Annotated in this window: 15 protein-coding genes; 1 reads left to right on the forward strand and 14 read right to left on the reverse strand. The window is 72.6% G+C overall.

From position 1 onward, the window contains the following. Positions 1 to 257: 257 nt before the first annotated feature. Positions 258 to 3,437, forward strand: coding sequence for an isoleucine--tRNA ligase (gene ileS / locus ACFO4E_RS06160; protein WP_378572051.1), 3,180 nt, complete (start codon positions 258 to 260; stop codon positions 3,435 to 3,437). Positions 3,438 to 3,520: 83 nt separating this feature from the next. On the opposite strand, the gene ACFO4E_RS06165 is transcribed toward ileS, so the two are convergent. The 14 genes from ACFO4E_RS06165 to ACFO4E_RS06230 form a co-directional block, all read right to left on the reverse strand. Beyond that, positions 3,521 to 5,224, reverse strand: a complete 1,704-nt coding sequence (locus tag ACFO4E_RS06165; RefSeq protein WP_378572052.1) for a hypothetical protein — start codon at positions 5,222 to 5,224, stop codon at positions 3,521 to 3,523. Between the two features lie 87 nt (positions 5,225 to 5,311). After that, positions 5,312 to 6,202, reverse strand: coding sequence for a DivIVA domain-containing protein (locus tag ACFO4E_RS06170; RefSeq protein WP_378572053.1), 891 nt, complete (start codon positions 6,200 to 6,202; stop codon positions 5,312 to 5,314). A gap of 130 nt (positions 6,203 to 6,332) precedes the next feature. Continuing rightward, complete coding sequence (locus ACFO4E_RS06175; protein WP_378572054.1) at positions 6,333 to 6,629, reverse strand: YggT family protein; 297 nt, start codon at positions 6,627 to 6,629, stop codon at positions 6,333 to 6,335. A 39-nt stretch (positions 6,630 to 6,668) separates the two neighbouring features. Beyond that, a complete protein-coding gene (locus ACFO4E_RS06180; protein ID WP_378572055.1) occupies positions 6,669 to 7,193 on the reverse strand; it encodes a cell division protein SepF in 525 nt (174 codons plus the stop codon). Positions 7,194 to 7,310: 117 nt separating this feature from the next. Further along, positions 7,311 to 8,099: a YggS family pyridoxal phosphate-dependent enzyme gene (locus tag ACFO4E_RS06185; protein WP_378572056.1), complete on the reverse strand. Its 789-nt coding sequence runs from the start codon at positions 8,097 to 8,099 to the stop codon at positions 7,311 to 7,313. A 2-nt stretch (positions 8,100 to 8,101) separates the two neighbouring features. Continuing rightward, positions 8,102 to 8,824, reverse strand: a complete 723-nt coding sequence (gene pgeF / locus ACFO4E_RS06190; protein WP_378572057.1) for a peptidoglycan editing factor PgeF — start codon at positions 8,822 to 8,824, stop codon at positions 8,102 to 8,104. Between the two features lie 119 nt (positions 8,825 to 8,943). Then, positions 8,944 to 10,326: a cell division protein FtsZ gene (gene ftsZ, locus ACFO4E_RS06195; protein WP_378572058.1), complete on the reverse strand. Its 1,383-nt coding sequence runs from the start codon at positions 10,324 to 10,326 to the stop codon at positions 8,944 to 8,946. Positions 10,327 to 10,726: 400 nt separating this feature from the next. Beyond that, positions 10,727 to 11,488: a cell division protein FtsQ/DivIB gene (locus ACFO4E_RS06200; RefSeq protein ID WP_378572059.1), complete on the reverse strand. Its 762-nt coding sequence runs from the start codon at positions 11,486 to 11,488 to the stop codon at positions 10,727 to 10,729. 46 nt (positions 11,489 to 11,534) lie between these two features. Then, a complete protein-coding gene (murC, locus tag ACFO4E_RS06205; protein WP_378572060.1) occupies positions 11,535 to 12,971 on the reverse strand; it encodes a UDP-N-acetylmuramate--L-alanine ligase in 1,437 nt (478 codons plus the stop codon). Next, positions 12,968 to 14,122, reverse strand: a complete 1,155-nt coding sequence (gene murG, locus ACFO4E_RS06210; protein WP_378572061.1) for an undecaprenyldiphospho-muramoylpentapeptide beta-N-acetylglucosaminyltransferase — start codon at positions 14,120 to 14,122, stop codon at positions 12,968 to 12,970. Before murG ends, murC begins: the two co-directional genes overlap by 4 nt. After that, complete coding sequence (ftsW, locus tag ACFO4E_RS06215; RefSeq protein WP_378572062.1) at positions 14,119 to 15,489, reverse strand: putative lipid II flippase FtsW; 1,371 nt, start codon at positions 15,487 to 15,489, stop codon at positions 14,119 to 14,121. Before ftsW ends, murG begins: the two co-directional genes overlap by 4 nt. Before the next feature lie 198 nt (positions 15,490 to 15,687). Then, positions 15,688 to 17,109, reverse strand: a complete 1,422-nt coding sequence (gene murD, locus ACFO4E_RS06220; RefSeq protein WP_378572063.1) for a UDP-N-acetylmuramoyl-L-alanine--D-glutamate ligase — start codon at positions 17,107 to 17,109, stop codon at positions 15,688 to 15,690. Positions 17,110 to 17,111: 2 nt separating this feature from the next. Then, on the reverse strand, positions 17,112 to 18,167 hold the full coding sequence (gene mraY / locus ACFO4E_RS06225; RefSeq protein ID WP_378572064.1) for a phospho-N-acetylmuramoyl-pentapeptide-transferase: 1,056 nt from the start codon (positions 18,165 to 18,167) through the stop codon (positions 17,112 to 17,114). Beyond that, entirely contained in the window at positions 18,164 to 19,576 is a 1,413-nt protein-coding gene (locus ACFO4E_RS06230; RefSeq protein ID WP_378572065.1) for a UDP-N-acetylmuramoyl-tripeptide--D-alanyl-D-alanine ligase, read from the reverse strand. Before ACFO4E_RS06230 ends, mraY begins: the two co-directional genes overlap by 4 nt. Positions 19,577 to 19,659: the final 83 nt, after the last annotated feature.

Here is a 19,659-nt window from a genome sequence, read left to right on the forward strand (position 1 = left end):
GTGGATGGGGACGAGTACCGCCGGACACAGCCCAGAGCGACCCGGGGACGGTGTGAGCCCGGGGGCATGACCGACGCGAAGATCACCCCGGAGCCGCCGGAGGAACGGCAGCCGCGCACCGCGCGGGCCAAGTAGAACCGGCCGCGGCAGCAACGAAGTGGGGCGCGCACGGCCGCGCCCAAGGAGGGTGGTACCGCGGGGCACACGGCCTCGTCCCTCCGTCAGGTGGACGCACTCCTGATGGAAAGGTACCTCCGTTGGCCACGCCCGACCCCTCCCCCGCCCGGCCCTTCCCGGCGCTGCCCGCACAGATCGACCTGCCCGCGGTCGAACGCGACGTCCTCGCCCGCTGGAGCGAGCAGAAGGTCTTCGAACGCTCCCTGGAACAGACCCAGGGCGGCCCCAACTGGGTGTTCTACGAAGGCCCGCCCACCGCCAACGGCCAGCCCGGCGTGCACCACGTCGAGGCCCGCGTCTTCAAGGACGTCTTCCCGCGCTTCAAGACCATGAAGGGCTTCCACGTCGACCGCAAGGCGGGCTGGGACTGCCACGGCCTGCCGGTGGAGGTCGCGGTCGAGAAGGAGCTCGGCCTCACCGGCAAGAAGGACATCGAGGAGTTCGGCGTCGCCGAGTTCAACGCCCGCTGCCGCGAGTCCGTGCTGCGCAACGTCGACTCCTTCACGGAGCTGACCCGGCGCATGGGCTACTGGGTCGACATGGACGCCGCCTACCGCACGATGGACCCGCAGTACGTGGAGTCGGTGTGGTGGGCGCTCAAGACGATCTGGGACAAGGGCCTGCTCGTCCGCGACTACCGGATCAGCCCCTACTGCCCCCGGTGCGGCACCACCCTGTCCGACCACGAGCTCGCGCAGGGGTACGAGACCGTCGTCGACCCCTCGGTCTACGTGCGCTTCCCGATCACCTCCGGGCCGCTGGCCGCGCCCGAGACGCCCACCTCGCTGCTCGTGTGGACCACCACGCCGTGGACGCTGGTCTCCAACACCGCGGTGGCCGCGCACCCCGACGTCTCCTACGTCGTCGCCACCGACGGCACCGAGCGGCTCCTCCTCGCCGAACCGCTCGTCGCCACGGTCCTGGGAGAGGGCTGGTGGCTGACCGGCGAGCGCTTCGAGGGCGCCGAGATGGAGCGCTGGAGCTACCAGCGCCCCTTCGAGCTGCTGGAATTCGACGCCCCGGCGCACTACGTCATCCTCGCCACCTACGTCACGGTCGAGGACGGCACCGGCCTGGTCCACACCTCCCCCGCCTTCGGCGCCGACGACATGGCGGCGGCCCGCCCCTACGACCTGCCGGTGCTCAACCCCGTCCGCGCCGACGGCACCTTCGAGGCCGGCCTCGACCTGGTGGGCGGCGAGTTCTTCAAGACCGCCGACGCCACGCTCGTCGCCGATCTGGACGGACGCGGCCTGCTGTTCCGCAACACCCCCTACGAGCACAGCTATCCGCACTGCTGGCGCTGCCACACCCCGCTGATGTACTACGCACTGCCGTCCTGGTACATCAGGACCACCGCCGTCAAGGACGAGCTGCTGGCGCAGAACGCCGGCACCAACTGGTTCCCCGAGAACGTCAAGGAGGGGCGCTATGGGGAGTGGCTGCGCAACAACATCGACTGGGCCCTCTCCCGCAGCCGGTACTGGGGGACCCCGCTGCCGGTGTGGCACTGCGCCGACGACCACATCACCGTTGTCGGCTCGCTCGCCGAGCTCGGCGGGCTGGCCGGCAGCGACCTCAGCGCGCTCGACCCGCACCGCCCCTATGTCGACGACGTGGTGTTCGACTGCCCCGAGTGCGGCGCCGAATCGCGCCGCGTCCCCGAGGTCATCGACGCCTGGTTCGACTCCGGGTCCATGCCGTTCGCGCAGTGGGGAGCCCCGCACCACAACCGGCAGACGTTCGAGGCCAACTTCCCGGCCCAGTACATCTGCGAGGCCATCGACCAGACCCGCGGCTGGTTCTACTCGCTGATGGCGGTCAGCACGCTGGTGTTCGGCACGTCCTCCTACGAGAACGTGGTCTGCCTGGGGCACATCCTCGCCGAGGACGGCCGCAAGATGAGCAAGCACCTGGGCAACATCCTGGAGCCCATGGCGGTCATGGACCGCCACGGGGCCGACGCGCTGCGCTGGTTCATGGCGGCCAGCGGCTCGCCGTGGGCTCCGCGCCGGGTGGGGCACGCAGCGCTGGAGGAGATCGTCCGCAAGGTCCTGCTGACCTACTACAACACCGTCTCGTTCTTCACCCGCTACGCCAACTCGCGCGACACCTGGGACCACTCCCTGCTGGCGCAGGCACCGGCCCCGGCGGAGCGGCCGCTGATGGACCGGTGGCTGCTGTCGGAGCTGAACCGGGTGGTCAAGGGGGTGGACGAGGCGCTGGAGCGGTTCGACACCACCGGGGCGGGCCGGCTGCTCACGGCGTTCGTCGACGACCTGTCCAACTGGTACGTGCGGCGTTCGCGGCGCCGGTTCTGGGCCGGCCCCGGGACGGCGGCGGGGGCCGCCGCGTTCGCCACGCTGTTCGAGGCGCTGGAGACGCTGACCAAGGTGATGGCCCCGCTGGTGCCGTTCCTGACCGACCACGTGTGGGCGGCGCTGCGCCGCCCCGACGCGCCCGAGTCGGTGCACCTCACGCCGTGGCCCGAGGTGCGCGAGGAGCTGATCGACACCGGGCTCTCGGAGCAGATGGCCCTCACCCGCCGCCTGGTCGAACTGGGCCGGGCCGCGCGGGTCGACTCCGCCGTGCGCACCCGCCAGCCCCTGGGGCGCGCCCTGGTCGGCGCTGCGGGCTTCGACACCCTGCCGGAGCAGCTGCGCGCGCAGATCACGGAGGAGCTGAACGTGCTCCAACTCGACCCGCTCTCGGCGGTGGGGGGCGACCTGGTGGACTACACGGTCAAGCCCAACTTCCGCGCGCTCGGCAAGCGGTTCGCCAAACGCACGCCGCTGGTGGCCCAGGCGGTCCAGGCGGCCGACCCGGCGGAGCTGGTCGCACAGGTGCGCTCCACCGGCTGGGCGCACGTGAGCGTCGAGGGCGAGCCGGTGGAGATCAGCGCCGATGAGGTGCTGGTGACCGAGCAGCCGCGCGAGGGCTGGACGGTGGCCGCCGAATCCGGCGAGACCGTCGCGCTGGATCTCGACGTCACCCCCGAACTCCAGCGGGCGGGGCTGGCCCGCGAGGCGATCCGCCTGGTCCAGGACGCGCGCAAGTCCAGCGGCCTGGACATCTCCGACCGGATCGACCTGTGGTGGACGGCGACCGACCCCGTCTCCGCCCAGGCCCTGACCGAGCACGCCCGCTCCATCGCGGGCGAGGTCCTGGCCGAGGGCTTCACCGAGGGCCGCCCCGACGGCGACGCCTACAGCGTGGCCTCGGAGGAGTTCGGCGTCACCGTCTGGCTCCGCAAGGTCTGACCGGCGCAAGGCCCCACCCGGTCGTCCACGGCCCGTCGACGGCGGTCGACGGGCCGCCGGGCGGGGGTGGCCGGGCCGGGGTGTCAGTCGTCGCTGGTCTTGGGACGGGTGAGGACCGCCGTGGAGTCGGGGTCCGCGTCGCCGGTGCGGTCGGCGCCGGACGCCGCCGGTGCCGTGTCCGTCGCGCCCGTGGCGGTGGTCTCCGCGTCCGCGTCGTCCGGGGCGGCCGAGGGCTCCGGGATGTCGGCTCCGGCGGTCGCGGCGGCGTTCTCGGCCGACGCGGTCTCGACAACCGCTCCGGTTCCGGAATCGGCCTTCGGCGGCGCATCGGCGACGGTGCGGACGATGGCGTAGGAAGCCGTGGTGTCGGGGTCGGCGCTCTCGGGCTCCCCCGCATCGGCGGGGGCCGCCGAGCCCGTTGGGGGCTCCGCGGTCTCGCCGGCGGGCCGTACGGTGCCGTCAGCGGGCGGTGCGGCCTCGGCACGGGGCTCGGCCGCGTCCTGCTCATCCTGTTCATCGGCGGCGGAGGGCACCGTGTCCGGGACCGCGTGCGTCGTTTCGGAAACCGACGGCTCGGGGCCGGGTGCGGAGTCCGCGGCGGCCGCATCGGCGGGTGCGACGGTCGTGTCCGTCACACCGGCGGAGGCTGGGGCGGTGTCGCCGTCCGGATCCGCGGGCGCTGCCGACGGGGTGCCCGCGTCGGCGCGGTCGCCGGGATCGGCGACGGAGCCGGTGGCTTCGGCGGCTTCCGCGGGGTCGGTGCCGAGCACGGTGAACGGCTCGGAAGTGAGGCCGGTGTCGGGGGATCCCGCCGGTGTGCCGGCGGCCTCCTGCCCGTCCGGCCCGTCCTGATCGTCGGCCGCGGCGCGGGACTCCCGGGGCGGGGTCAGCGCGTCGCTCTGGAGCCGGGAGACGAAGGCGCCGAAGGACGTGGTGTCGTCGTCGGCGTCCGCGGGGACGGCGGCGGAGGTGTCGTCCGAGGCACCGGCCGCGGGTGTTCCGGTGGCGGACGTACCGGCCGCGGTGTGGCCGGATGCGGCCGTGTCGTCGGCGGGCGGTGCCGGATCAACGGGATCGGGCGCGCCGTCCGCCGAATCGCTTGTGGCGGCCGTGGAGATCGTGTCGCCCGTATCGGTGGGAACGGGTGCCGCTTCCGCACCGAAAGCGGGTGCCGTGTCCGCATCGGGGGTGGGGGGCGGGTCCGCCGCGCCGGAGGGCGCGGGGACCGGCGGCTCGGGCGCAGGCGGGGCGTCCTGTTCCCCGTGGTTCAGCGGGGAACCGGGGGCGCCGAACACCGACAAGCGCGCGCCCGGGTCGGGTTCGGCGGCCGGATCCCGCGTGGCCGCCGGGCCGGTGCCGGAGAATGCGGGGCCGGTGTGCCCGTGGTGCTCCGCGTGGTCGTGCGGAGCGGGCCGCGGGATGCCCCACGGCGTGGGGCCCGGGTGGGCCGACGCCCGCGCCGGCTCGTCGGCCGGCGCGGGTGCGTACGTTCGGCGTTCCTCGAATCCGGTGGCCGGACCTGCGGCCGCGGTCATCGCGGCCGGGACGGACGCCTTCCCCAAACCGTCCGTCCGGGACGCCGGCACCGGAGTGGCCGCACGTTCCTGTGTCCGAATCCGTCCGATGCCCAGCTCGGACCGGCTTCTGATCAGATCGACCGCGAACGCGGCGGCCCCGAGGCCGCCCAGGACGAGGGCGATGTAGACCAGCGTGGTCTCGGCGAGCACCACGGCCACCGCGATGACGACCAGCGCCGCCACGAGGATGACCAGGCTGAGGATGAACACGGGAAGTGAGAGCCTTTACTCAAGGGTTCTACTGTTCATCTGCGCGGAGCGTTCCCGCGCAGTCTTCAGTTGTGGCCGCCCCGCGGATCAGCGGCGGTCGTGCGGAGCGTCGGGGTGGTAGCCGCCGTGCTGGACCGGTTCGGGCTGCGCGAACGGGTTGCCGGTGGGTGCACCGCCGACAGGACCGCCGTGCTGGAGTGACGGTGTGCCGCCGGTGGGGGCCATCGTCTGGAAACCGCCCGTGGTCGCGGGGTTCGGCGCGCCCGGCTCGTTGGCACCCTCGGCGAGCTCGCGGAGCTGGCGCTCGAAGTAGTCCTTGAGCCGGCTGCGGTACTCGCGCTCGAAGTCCTTCAGCTCGCTGACCTTGTGCTCCAGTTCCTCGCGCTGCTGCACGAGGGAGCCCATGACCTGGCGGTGCCGCTCCTGCGCGTCGCGGTCGAGGTTCTCGGAACGGGCGCGCGCCTCGTTCACGATCTGCTCGGCCTGGCGGCGGGCCTTGCCGAGGATGTCGTCGGCCTCGTGGCGCGCGCGCCCGAGGGTTTCGTCGGCTTCCCGGCGGGCGTCGGAGATGGCCTGGTCGGCGGTCTGCTGGGCGAGAGCGAGGACCCGCGCGGCGGTGTCCATGTTCTCCTCGGAACCCGGCAGGCCCATGCTCTGGGCCATGGCCGGCATCGGAGGCTGCTCGACGACCGGCTGCGGCATGGGCTCGGGACGCACCGGCTCGGGCTGCGGCGGGGGCTCCGGAGCGAGCTGTTCCGGTGGCGGAGCCTGCTGGAAGTCCTGCATGCCGGCGTTGGGCACCTTGCCCCGCAGGCATTCGGCGAGCTTGCCCCGCAGCTCCTCGTTCTCCTGGATCAAGCGGTCGAGTTCGGACTCGACCTCGTCGAGGAAGGCATCAACTTCTTCCTCGTCGTATCCCGGCCGTAGCCGGGTCGTACTGAACTGCTTATTCCGCACATCCGCGGGTGTCAGCGGCATGTTCGACTCCTTGGCGCGCTTGGACTCTGTCCGTAGGGACGCTACCTGATCGTGACCTTACGGCAATCCAGATCATGACCAAGACCACATATCGGAACCAGAGGCTATCTTTTCCGACATCTGTGACCTTCTAGGCGACCGGGATCGAGCTCCTCACGATCGAGCTGAGGATCACCACGACGAGGAAGAGGACGGTGAAGCTCAGGTCCAGCGCCACACTCCCCAAACGTACGGGCTTGATGAACCGACGCAGGAACCTCAACGGGGGGTCGGTGATCGTATAGGTCGTCTCTGCCAGTACCAGGACGAACCCGCTCGGTCGCCACGATCTCGCGAACGACTGCACGAGTTCGAAGACGAGCCGTCCGATCAGCACCAGCAGAAAGATCTGCAGTGCGTACCAGACGATGGTCAAGACGATACTCACGGTCGTTCCCCGACCCAATCTCTGGACATCAGTGATGCTCTAACTCTGATTGAAGAACCCTCGCTCAGCGATACGTGCCTTGTCTTCAGCGGTCACCTCAACATTAGCCGGGGAGAGCAGGAAGACCTTGTTGGTGACCCGCTCGATGTCGCCGTGCAGGCCGAAGATCAGCCCCGCCGCGAAGTCGACCAGACGCTTGGCGTCGCTGTCGACCATCTCGGTGAGGTTCATGATCACCGGTATCCCTTCCCGGAAATGCTCTCCGATAGTACGCGCTTCGTTGTACGTGCGCGGATGGAGTGTCGTGATTCGAGCGAGGTCCGCGGTTGCCGGTCTGGCATGAGGGGTACCGCGCCGCTCGCCGGCGGACACAGCGTGGCCGTCCGCATCCGTCATGGAGTCGGCCCTGGGGTCGCCCTGGGGGGCGGCGTCCCGATCGCGCCGGTCCTCGGCGCCTTCGTCGAAGTCGTCGAAGTCATCATATTCGTCCGCATAGCGGTGATCGTAGCGGTCGTCCTCCACGAGGCCGAGGTAGACCGCCATCTTGCGCATCGCGCCGGCCATCTCTTGTCCTCCGTCGTCCCTGTGGTGCGGCACCGCAGATGACTATTCTCCGTGTTCGCCCAGGTCCGCCGGGCCGGGCGAACTCGACAGATGGGCGCCAAGGTCCATGTGGGGACATTACCCCACGATCGGGCCGCGATCATCGAGCAACGCCGTGCCCACCCGCAGGTGTGTCGCGCCCTGGGCGACCGCCGCTTCGAGGTCGGCGCTCATGCCCGCCGACACCGTCCTGGCCTGAGGGTAGCGAGCCCGGACACGCTCGGCGACCTCATAAAGCCGTGCGAACGCCGATTCGGGATCGCCTTCGCGCGGCGCGACCGCCATGACCCCGCCCAGGTCGAGCCCGTCCTCGGCCGAGATCGCGTCGGCGATCCCCAGCGCGTCGCGCGTGTCGGCGCCGCCCCGGGGCCCCAAAACACCTGGTGAGGCGCTTGGATCCAGGTCGACCTGCACCAGGCAGGTGAGCCGCCGGCCCTCCTCGCGCACGCGCCGCCCCAGCTCGCGGACGAGCCGCGGCCGGTCCACGGAGTGCACGATGTCGGCGTAGCGCGCCACCGATTTGGCCTTGTTCGTCTGAAGCTGGCCGATGAAGTGCCATCTCAGGTCGAGATCGGCGGACTCCGCGGCCTTCGGCGCGGCCTCCTGGTCGCGGTTCTCGCCGATGTCGCGCACGCCGAGTTCCGCGAGGATCCGCACGTCGGAGGCCGGGAAGGTCTTGGTGACGGCGATGAGGGTCACATCGCCGACGGGGCGCCCGGCGGCGGCGCAGGCGCGCGCCACCCGGTCGCGCACCGATTCGAGGTTCGCCGCGATGCGTGCCGCGCGCCCCCCGGCCCGCCCGTCCGGGCCGGCTCCGGCCCGCTGCGCGGCCCGCGCCGTCCCCTCCGCCCTGCCGTCGTCCGCCATGGTCAGGACCGCCAGACGTAGCCGGCGAACCGCCCGGTCCGGGCGTCGCGCCGATGGGAGAAGAGGTCGCGCGTCTCCAGGGTGCAGCGCTCGTCGGCGGAGACGCGGCCGACTCCGGCCGACCGCAGCTGGGCGGTCACCGCGGCGCGCATGTCGATGCCCGCGGTCCCGGCGCGCGTGCGGCTGGCGCCCTCGGGGGTCGACCGGGCGATCTCCTCCCGCATCTCCGGAGGCACTTCGTAGCAGTGGCCGCAGATGGAGGGGCCCAGCGCCACGCTGATCCGGTCGCGCCGCGCCCCCTGCCCGACCATGGCCTCCACCAGCACGCCCGCCACCCCGGCGGCCGTACCCAGGCGGCCGGAGTGGGCGGCGCCGATGACCCCGGCCCCGGCGTCGGCCGCGAGGATGGGCAGGCAGTCGGCGGCGAGGGTGGCCAGTACGAGGTCGGACCGGCCGGTCACCACCGCGTCGACCCTGCCGACCACGCCGGGGCGCTCGGCGACGGCGACGTCGGCGCTGTGGACCTGGTCCATCCAGACGACGCGCTCGTTGTCGAAGCCCAACTGCCCGGCGGCGATCACGCGGTTGCGGCGCACCGCATCGGGGTCGTCGGGGACCCCCATGCCGAGGTTGAGGGTGTCGAAGGGCGCGGCGCTGACCCCGCCGTCGTAGCGCCGGGTGAAACCGGCGGAAACGCCCGGCCCCAGCTCGATCACGGCACTCATGTTCTGGGCTGTTCCTCCTGGGACCGATGGGGCGGGTCTGGGAAAAAGCGTACCGGCGGCGGGATGTCCCGCCGCCGGTACGACCGTGCGATCTGCCATTGTCCGCGCTTCCGGCGCGCTCACTTCAGGAAGTCGGGCACGTCCAGGTCGTCGGGGTCGTCGAAGATCACCCGGCGCCGGGGCGTGGGGATCTCGCCGGAGCGGGGGAACGAGCCCTCCGTGCCGGTGCGGCGGACCTGGGTGTACCCGCTGTCGTTGACCGCGTGGATCCCGCGCGCGGGGCGCTCCTCCTCGGCGGCCTCCTCCGGCTCCGCGGGCCGCTCGGGCTCGGCGACGTCCTCCACCGGCACGGGCGCGGGAGCGGGCGCCGGCTCGACCGGGGCCGCGGCCTCGGGCCAGGCCGCGGGCTCCTCTCGGACGGGCTCGGGCGCCCTGACCGGTTCCGGCCGCGGCGGGGCCGGGGGCGACGCGGGCCGCGCGGCCGCGGCGGGGTCGCGCCGCGGGGTCTCGGGGGTCGCCGCGGCCGCCGCGCGCGGCGGGTTCAGCGCCTCGGTGCGCGGCTCGTCGAAGCCGGCGGCGATCACGGTCACGCGCACTTCGTCGCCGAGGGCGTCGTCGATCACCGCCCCGAAGATGATGTTGGCGTCGGGCGCGGCGGAGTTGGCCACCAGCTGAGCGGCCTCGTTGATCTCGAAGAGCCCGAGGTCCGACCCGCCCTGGATGGACAGGAGCACGCCGTGGGCGCCGTCGATGCTGGCCTCCAGCAGCGGCGAGGAGATCGCCATCTCGGCGGCGGCGACCGCGCGGTCGTCGCCGCGCGCGGAGCCGATCCCCATGAGGGCCGATCCGGCACCCGACATCACCGACTTCACGTCGGCGAAGTCGAGGTTGATCAGGCCGGGCGTGGTGATCAGGTCGGTGATGCCCTGGACACCGGAGAGCAGCACCTGGTCGGCGGCCTTGAACGCGTCCAACACGCTCACCTGGCGATCGGAGATCGACAGCAGCCGGTCGTTGGGGATCACGATGAGGGTGTCGACCTCGTCGCGCAGCATCGCGATGCCGGACTCGGCCTGCGTCGCGCGCCGCTTGCCCTCGAACCCGAACGGGCGGGTGACGACGCCTATGGTCAGCGCGCCCAGCGAACGGGCGATGTTGGCGACGACGGGCGCGCCGCCGGTGCCGGTGCCGCCTCCCTCGCCGGCGGTGACGAAGACCATGTCGGCCCCCTTGAGGACCTCCTCGATCTCCTCGCGGTGGTCCTCGGCGGCCTTGCACCCCACATCGGGGTTGGCGCCCGCGCCGAGTCCGCGGGTGAGTTCGCGGCCGACGTCCAGCTTGACGTCGGCATCGCTCATGAGCAGCGCCTGAGCGTCGGTGTTGATGGCGATGAACTCGACGCCTTTGAGTCCCTCTTCGATCATCCGATTGACGGCGTTGACACCGCCGCCGCCGATACCGACGACTTTGATGACCGCGAGGTAATTCTGCGGTGCTGCCACGACGAGGGGCCTTTCCGCTCGCATCCTGCCTGCCGTGCCGTCGGCCCTGCGCGGGCGGGCGGCCTCAGCCGCTCCCCCCGTGGGCGGACCGACCGGCTGGCTGTCCGGTTCTACTGTCTTTGCTGGGATCCGTGGGACCGGCCGGGGGCCGATCGGGGGTCCCATCAGGGCGCGGGGCGCGGCTTCCCGCATTCCGGGTGCTCCGCCCCAACCGCCCTAACGCTTCGAGTCCATACTTATGTCAACCAAAGGTAGTGCTTCTCGACAGTAAGCCGCGGCCTGCCGACGGGCAACTAACCACGTGTTCAGCCTAACGGCGTGTCGCGTGATGAGGCGATGTGCGCCCTCGGCGCGTCGCGCCGGGAATGTCCGGCCGCCTGTTCTCCGCGGCGGGCGTCGGCTACCTGACCACCGCCATGTCCGGCGCGCTGACGTCGTATTCGCGCCCCTCGCCCGGCGGGTGCTCCGCCATGAGGATCCGCAGGATGTCCCGCTTCTGGTCGGCGCGTTCGGCGTCGCCCCAGACGATGGCGGCGCCGTCGCGCAGGCCGAGGGTGATCCGGCCGGGGTCGTCCGCGCGTATCTCGTCGACCCTGGACAGGATCTCCTCGGGCAGGACGTCGGTGATCTCGGCGGCCGCGGCGATGGCCGGGTTGCCTTCGACCTCCCCTTTGACGCTGATCAGCGGGTACTCCTCCGGGCGGGTGTCGGAATCGGTGATGCGGACGCCGTCGTGGTCGACCAGGCGGAAGCCGTCGCCCACGCGCACGCTCAGGCGCGGTGTGCGCTCGGTGACGTCCACGCGCAGCGTGGCCGGCCAGCCGCGGGTCACGTCGGCGTGCTCCACCAGCCGCAGGCCGCGCACGTCGGCGGCGGCGCGGTCGGTGTCGACGCGGGCGAGCGGGGTGCCGGTGGGTACCGCGACGGCGTCGACGATCTCGGTCTCGGTGAGCCGGTCGACGCCGGTGACCTCGACCTCGCGCACGACCAGCAGCCGCGATCCCAGCAGGACCCAGGTGACGACGGCGAGCAGGGCGACGATGAGCAGGATGACGAAGGCCGCCTTCCAGGGGTCCGAGCGCCGCCGCACGGCCGCGGCGGCCTCGGGGTGCGCCCCCTCGGGAGGGGGCGGCGCCGAGGTGCCGCCCTTGGTCGTGCCCAACGTCCGTCCCCTGTTCCTCCCGCGTCCCGCCGGTGCCGCCGGTGCTCTAGGGGACCGCGGTCCCCAGGGCCTCGACGATGCGCGGGCCGAGTTCGGTGACGTCGCCCGCGCCCATCGTGAGCACGATGTCGCCCGGCGCCGCCAGCCCGGCCGCCAGGCCGACGGCGGAGTCGCGGTCCGGGGGCGCGTGCACCCGGTCGTGGCGGACGGCTCCGGTGATGAGCTCGGAGGTCACCCCGGGCTCGGGGTCTTCGCGCGCCCCGTAGACCGGGAGCACCACGGCTTCGTCGGCCAGGGCCAGTGCCTCGGCGAACTCCGCGGCGAAGATCCGGGTGCGACTGTACAGGTGGGGCTGGAAGACGGCCACGACCCGGCCGGGCGCGGCGCCGGCGGGACCGCCCTCGCGGGAGTCGAGGGCGGCGCGGGCGGCGCGCAGGTCCGCGGCGATCTCGGTGGGGTGGTGGGCGTAGCTGTCGTAGACGGCGACGCCGCCGGCCTCCCCCTTGGGTTCGAAGCGGCGCGCGGCACCGGTGAAGGTCGCCAGCCCTTCGACCGCGACCTCGGGGTCGTGGCCGAGTTCGTCGGCGGCGGCCACGGCGGCTGCGGCGTTGAGCACGTTGTGCAGGCCGGGGACGGCGAGGACGCACTCCAGCGGGTCGCCGCCGACGGTGGTGAGGGTGAAGTCGGTGGCGAATCCGCGCGCCCGGATCGCGCTGACGCGGTAGTCGGCCTCGGCGGCCTCGCCGTAGGTCCGCACGCGGATGCCGCGATCGCGCGCGATGTCGGCGACCCGGCGGGCGCCGGGGTCGTCGATGCCGGCGATCAGGGCGCTGCCGACCCGGTCGACGAAGGCGGCGAAGTTGGCGTGGATCTCGTCCAGCCCGCCGTAGTTGTCGAGGTGGTCGGCTTCGACGTTGGTGACGACGGCGACGGCGGGCGACAGCATCAGGAAGGAGCCGTCGCTCTCGTCGGCTTCGACCACCATGGTCTCGCCGGTTCCGGCGTCGGCGCCCAGGCCGGTGGTGACGAGCTTGCCGCCGATGACGTAGCCGGGGTCGGCGCCCACGTGCTGGAGCACGACCGTGAGCATCGAGGTGGTGGTGGTCTTGCCGTGGGTTCCGGCGACGGCCACGCCGCGCCGGTCGAGCAGCAGCGCGCCGAGGGCGGCGGCCCGGGGCAGGATGCGCAGCCCGCGCTCGCGGGCTTCGGCGAGTTCGGGGTTGTCGTCGCGCACGGCGGAGGAGACGACGAGGGTGTCGGCGGTTCCGACGTTGGCGGCGGCGTGGCCGATGTGGACGTCTGCGCCGAGCCGGGCGAGTTCGCGCAGCAGCGGGCCGTCCTTGGCGTCGCTGCCGGAGACCTCGGTGCCGCGCTGGAGCAGGACGCGGGCGATGCCGGACATGCCGACGCCGCCCATGCCGACGAAGTGGACGCGGCCGAGCTTGCCGACGGGGACCGGCTCGGCCTGGGCGACGAGGCTCATCGGAGGTCCCTGCCGTCGTCGGCGTAGTCGTCGTTCTCGTCGTCGAGGGGCAGGTCCTCGGTGGGGCGGTCGCCGCGGGCGATGGCGACCACCTCGCGCGCCAGCTCCATGTCGGCGTCGCGCCGGCCCAGGCGGCCGGCGGCCTCGGACATCGCCACGACCCGGTCGGTGTCGGTGAGCAGCGGGATGAGCTGCTCGCTGATCCACCGCGGTGTGAGGTCGGAGTTGTTGACCAGCAGGCCGCCGCCGGCCTCGACGATGGGCTCGGCGTTGAGGCGCTGTTCGCCGTTGCCGTGGGGCAGCGGCACGAAGGCGCCGGGCAGGCCGACCGCGGTCAGTTCGGCGCAGGTCATGGCGCCGGAGCGGCACATGGCGACGTCGGCGGCGGCGTAGGCGAGGTCCATGCGGTCGACGTAGGGCACCACGACGTAGGGCACGCCGTCGCGGGTGCGGTCCTCGGGCCCCGAGGCGTTCTTGGGGCCGACCACGTGCAGGACCTGCACGCCCGCGTAGCGGAAGTGGTCGGCGGAGTCGTAGGCGGCCTGGTTGACGACCTGGGCGCCCTGGGAGCCGCCGAAGATCAGCAGGGTGGGCAGTTCGGGGCGCAGCCCGAAGTGGGCGCGCGCCTTGTCGCCGATGGCCAGCCGGTCCAGGGTCGAGATCTGCTCGCGCAGCGGGATGCCCACGTAGCGGCCGTTGCGGATCTCGGTGTGGGGGTGGCCGGTGAAGACGTGCGGGGTGAGCCGCGCGCCGAGCCGGTTGGCCAGGCCGGGCAGCGGGTTGGCCTCGTGCACGATGATCGGGATGCGGCGCCGGCGTGCGGCGAGGTAGCCGGGGGTGGCCACATAGCCGCCGAAGCCGACCAGGACGTCGGCCTCGATGCGGTCGAGGTGGTCGCCCGCGGCGCTGATGGCGTTGGCGAGCTTCCCCGGGACGGTCAGAAGCTGGGGGGTGAGCTTGCGGGGCAGGGGGACGGCCGGGATCTCGCCCAGCTCGTAGCCGCGCATGGGGACCAGGCGGGTCTCCAATCCCCGCTCGGTGCCCAGACACACGATCCGGGTCGTAGGGTCGATGCGCCTGAGCGCGTCGGCCAGGGAGAGCGCGGGCTCGATATGCCCGGCCGTGCCACCTCCGGCGAGGGCTACCCTCATCGTCGCCGATTCCTCCTCGCTTGGACCGGGGTCGGTCGCGAACCGTTCCTTGCCTGCGCCGTGGTCCCGGGCCGCTTGGCCTCACCGGTGTCCGTGCTGTCCAGGCCAAGCCAGCTTAGAGCTTTTTGCACCCGGCTCGGACCGCGCGCGGCCAGGGCCTTGCGGGCGTCGGGCTCGTTCTTGGCGAGCGCGAGCAGGATGCCCAGCCCGAGCATGGTCGGGATCAGCGACGATCCGCCCGCCGACACCAGGGGAAGCGGGATCCCGGTGATCGGCAGGACGCCGATGACCGTGCCGATGTTGACCAGTGCCTGGACGACGATCCAGGCGGTGACCGACGTGGCGGCCAGCCGGACAAAGGGGTCCTTCGCCCGTGCGGCGACGCGTAGTCCAGCGTAACCGAGCACGCCGAAGAGGCCGACGACGAGGAGGGTGCCGATGAGGCCGAGTTCCTCGCCGATGATCGCGAAGATGAAGTCGCTCTCAGGGTGGGGCAGGAATCCCCACTTCTCGCGGCTGCCGCCGATGCCGACTCCGAACAGCCCGCCGGTGCCCAGCGCGTAGAGCCCGTGCAGGAGCTGGAAGCCCGACCCGCTGGGGTCGGACTCGGGGTTGAGGAAGGAGGTGATCCGCGCCATGCGGAACGGCTCCACCGCGATCATGATGCCCGCCAGCGAGACGACCAGCCCGATCATCCCGAGGAACAGCTTGCCGGGTGCGCCGACCACCCACAGCAGCGCCAGGAACGTCACCAGCAGGACGAAGGTGGTGCCCAGGTCGGTGCCGAGCAGGACGAGGACGACGAGCGTGCCGCAGCCGGGCAGCAGCGGGATCAGCAACTGCCGCCATTCGACAAGCTGCTTGAGCTCCTCCCTGCGGGCGAGCACGTTGGCGCCCCACAGCGCGAACGCGATCTTGGCCGGCTCCGATGCCTGGACGGTGAGCCCGCCGATCTCCAGCCAGCGGACCGCCCCGTAGTACTCCACGCCGCGGAACACGGTGATGAGCAGCAGCGCGACCGAGACGAGCATGGCCGGGTAGCCGACCATGCGGAACACCTTGACCGGCATGTGGGAGGCGAGCACCATCAGCGGGAGCCCCACCGCCGCGGCGGCGATCTGCTTCTGGAACAGCGAGAACGCCGACCCGGTCTCGGTGTAGGAGTCCACCATGGACGACGACAGCACCATGGTCAGGCCGAGCGCGATGAGCAGGGAGCTGCTGCCGAAGATCAGGTAGTAGGAGGTCAGGGGGCGGTTGAGCGCCAGCGGGAGCTCACGCAGCCGCGTCCGGGCGCGGTCGCGCCCGCGCGCCTCCCGGCGGCCACCTGCACGGGTGGCCGAGGGAATCGATGTCGACACCGCCATTGCCCGCCTCCGCACACGCCCCGGTTACCCCAGCGTCGAACAAGTCTGGCGGCAATCGTGCGCTGAGCCTCGGACATATTGCGCGTGTTGTGGTTCTTTCTGGCACCGGATCCACGTGCGGGGGCCGGATCGGCCCCCGCAACGGGGTACGGGCGGGTCGGCGCCGCCCGGGCGGCGTCCCGGAGGCCGGGCGTGCGGTCAGAGCCTGGCTACCGCCTCCGCGAAGCGCCGGCCGCGCACGGTGTAGTTCTCGAACATGTCCATCGACGCCGCCGCGGGGGCCAGCAGGACGGTGTCGCCCGGGCCGGCGAGGCCCGCGGCAGCGGTGACCGCGAGGTCCATGGCGGTGTCGCCGGTCTCCTCGATGTCGGTGACGGGCACGTCCGGGGCGTGGGCCGCGAGGGCGGTGCGCAGCCGGGCGCGGTCGCGCCCCAAGAGCACCACGCCCCGCAGCCGCGGGGCCGCCTCGCGCACGAGGTCGTCGACCTCGGCGCCTTTGAGCAGGCCGCCGGCGATCCACACGATGGCGGGGTAGGCGGCCAGGGACGCGGCGGCGGCGTGCGGGTTGGTGGCCTTGGAGTCGTCGATGTAGTCGACCCCGGCGACGGTGGCGACGCCGGCGATGCGGTGGGGCTCGGGGGCGAACGCCCGGAGCCCGGCACGCACCGATTCCGGGGCGACGCCCACCGACCGGGCGAGCGCGGCCGCGGCCAGCGCGTTGGCGACGTTGTGCGGAGCGGGCGGGCGGACGTCGCCCAGCGCCGCCAGCTCCTCGGCCGTGCCGGGGTCGCCGGTGAACGCCCGGTCCACGAGCAGGTCCTCCACGACCCCCAGCTCGCCGGGGTGCGGCGTGCCCAGGGAGAACCTGATCAGCGGGGTACCGGGGTCGCCGTACTCGGTGGCCAGGCGCACCGACCAGGGGTCGGCGGCGTTGGCCACGCGCACCGTGCCGGGGCCGAAGACGCGGCCCTTGGCCGCGGCGTAGGGCTCGGTGCCGCCGTGCCAGTCGAGGTGGTCGGGGGCCAGGTTCAGCACCGCGGCGGCGTGCGGGCGCAGCGACGACGACCAGTGCAGCTGGAAGCTGGACAGCTCCACGGCGAGCACGTCGGGGTGGCGGCCGTCGGGGCCGGGCAGCGCCGCCTCGATGATGGGGGTGCCGACGTTGCCGACCGCGACGGCGTCGCGGCCGTCGGCGCGCAGCATCGCCTCGAGCATCCGCACCGTGGTCGTCTTGCCGTTCGTGCCGGTGATGCCCAGCCAGGTCTGGCCGGCCGGGGCGAGCCGCCAGGCGAGTTCGACGTCGCCGATGACCTCGATCCCGGCGCGCGCCGCCGCCACCAGGACGGGCGCGTCGGGCCGCCACCCCGGGGAGGTGACGACCAGCCCGGTGCCGGGCGGCAGGCCGTGGGCGCCGAGGACGACCTCGGCGCCTTCGGCGCGCAGGGTGTCGGCGGTGCGCCGGGTGGTGTCGTCGTCGCGGCCGTCCACGACGGTGACCCGCGCGCCCCGGTGCAGGAGGGCGCGGGCGACCGGGGGGCCGGAGACGCCCAGGCCGGCGACGCACACGGCGAGGTCCTTCAGCCCGGCGGCGAAGTCCTGGGCGGGTTCGGTGTCGCTCACCGCTACCTCGGCATCCATTCCAGGTAGAAGAGGCCGATGCCGATGCCCACCAGCAGGCCCTGGATGATCCAGAACCGGATGACGATGGTGGTCTCGGCCCAGCCCTTGAGTTCGAAGTGGTGTTGCAGCGGAGCCATGCGGAACACGCGTTTGCCGGTCAGCCGGAACGAGGTGATCTGGATCATGACCGACATGGTGATGAGCACGAACAGGCCGCCGATGACGAGCAGCAGCAGCTGGGTGCGCGTGGTGATGGCCAGGCCGACGATGAGGCCGCCCAGGGCGAGGGAGCCGGTGTCGCCCATGAAGATCTTGGCGGGCGGGGCGTTGTACCAGAGGAACCCGATGCAGCCGCCCAGCGCCGCGGCGGCGACGACCGCCAGGTCGAGCGGGTCGCGGACCGGGTAGCAGCTCGGCGACAGGTAGGCCACGCAGCTCTGCCGCAGCTGCCAGTTGCCGATGATGACGTAGGCGACCAGGGAGAGGATGGTGGCGCCGGTGGCGAGGCCGTCGAGGCCGTCGGTGAGGTTGACGGCGTTGGAGAACCCGACGATGAGGAACAGCGCCCAGATGACGAACACGCCGAGCATCAGCGGGGGCCCGAAGTCGCGCAGGAACGACAGCTGGGGCGACGCCGGGGTGTAGCCGTAGCCGTTGGGGAACTGGGTGACGCCCACGGCGAAGCCGACGCCGACGATGGTCTGGCCGAGCATCTTGGCGCCGCTGCGCAGGCCGAGGCTGCGGCGCTTGTAGATCTTGATGAAGTCGTCGAGGAACCCGACGCACCCCATGCCGACGAACAGGAACATCACCAGCAGGCCCGACACGGTGGGCCGGGTCATCAGGATCAGGTGCGATCCGAAGTAGCCGATGATCGCGCCGAGGATGATGATGATGCCGCCCATGGTGGGCGTGCCCTGCTTGGTCTTGTGGCCCTCGGGGCCGTCGTCGCGGACCTCCTGGCCGAACTTGAACCGGTAGAGGATCCGGATCACCAGCGGCATGGTCAGCAGCGAGACGATGAGCGACAGGCCCGCCGCTGCGAGGATGCCGGTCACTTGGCGTCCTCCCCGGAGACGAGCCGCTCGGCGACGTGTTCCAGCCCGGCCACGCGTGATCCCTTCACGATGACGACGTCTTTGGACCGCAGCCGCTCGCGCACCGCGGCGGCGGCGTCGGCGACGCCGGCGACCCGCACGATCTCCCCTTGCCAGCCGGCCACCCCGCGGGCGCCGTCGGCCATGGGCGCGGCCTCCTCGCCGACGACGACCAGCGCGGCGACGCCGGTCTCGGCGGCGAGGCGGCCCATGGCCTCGTGCTCGGCCCGGGCGCCGTCGCCCAGCTCGGCCATGTGCCCCAGGACGGCGATGGCGCGCCGCTGCTCGGCGAGCACCGCCAGGGTGCGCAGCGCGGCGGCCATCGACTCGGGGTTGGCGTTGTAGGCGTCGTTGACGATGGTGACGCCGCCGTCCAGCTCGGTGACCTCCATCCGCCACCGGCTGACCGGCCCGGCCGCGGCCAGGGCGGCGGCGATGGCGTCGGCGTCCATGCCGTGTTCGGCGGCGACCGCGGCGACGGCGAGCGCGTTGTGCACCTGGTGCACGCCGACCAGCGCGAGCCGGACGGGGGCGGTGCGGCCGCCGATCTCCAGGGTGAAGCGCGCGCGGCCGGCGGAGTCGGAGGCGATGTCGCGGGCGCGGACGTCGGCTCCCTCGGACAGGCCGTAGGAGACGACGCGGGCGCGGGTGCGCTCCGCCATGCCGATCACGGCGTCGTCGTCGGCGTTGAGCACCGCGACCCCGCCGTCGGCCGCCGCGGGCAGCGCCTCGACGAGTTCGCCCTTCGCCGTGGCGATGTTGGCGCGGCTGCCGAACTCGCCCATGTGGGCGCTGCCGACGTTGAGCACGACGCCGATGCGCGGCGGGGCGATCTCGCACAGGTGGGCGATGTGCCCGATCCCGCGCGCGGCGACCTCCAGGACGATGAAGCGCGTGTCCTGGTCGGCGCGCAGCACGGTCAGCGGGTGGCCGATCTCGTTGTTGAACGAGCCGACGGGCGCGATCGTGGGGCCGAGGCGGCCGAGCACCTGTGCGAGCAGGTCCTTGGTCGAGGTCTTGCCCGAGGACCCGGTGACGCCGACGATGTCGGCTTCGGTCAGGCGTCCGGCGACGTTGCGGGCCAGCCGGGCCAGCGCGGCCACGACGTCGTCGTCGCCGCCGTCGACCAGCAGTTGGGGCGCCGCGACCGGCCGGGATCCCAGGACGGCGGTGGCGCCGCCCGCGATTGCGGCGTCGGCGAAGTCGTGTCCGTCGACCCGCTCGCCACCCAGTGCCACGAACAGGGCGCCCGGGCGTACCTGCCGCGAGTCGATCACGACGGGGCCGGTCACAACGGACTCGGGGCGCGCCGAGGGGCCTATTCGGGATTGGGTGATCTCAGCGATCCGATCGAGCGTCAGCGCGATCAAATCCACTCCTCATGTCGGGCCCGGTCCTCCGCGCTCAGGGCGCCTCGGGGAGATGAACGGCGCGAAAACGGGGTCAGCGCTGT

Source organism: Nocardiopsis mangrovi (assembly GCF_042653925.1).
GTDB classification, from domain to species: domain Bacteria; phylum Actinomycetota; class Actinomycetes; order Streptosporangiales; family Streptosporangiaceae; genus Nocardiopsis_B; species Nocardiopsis_B mangrovi.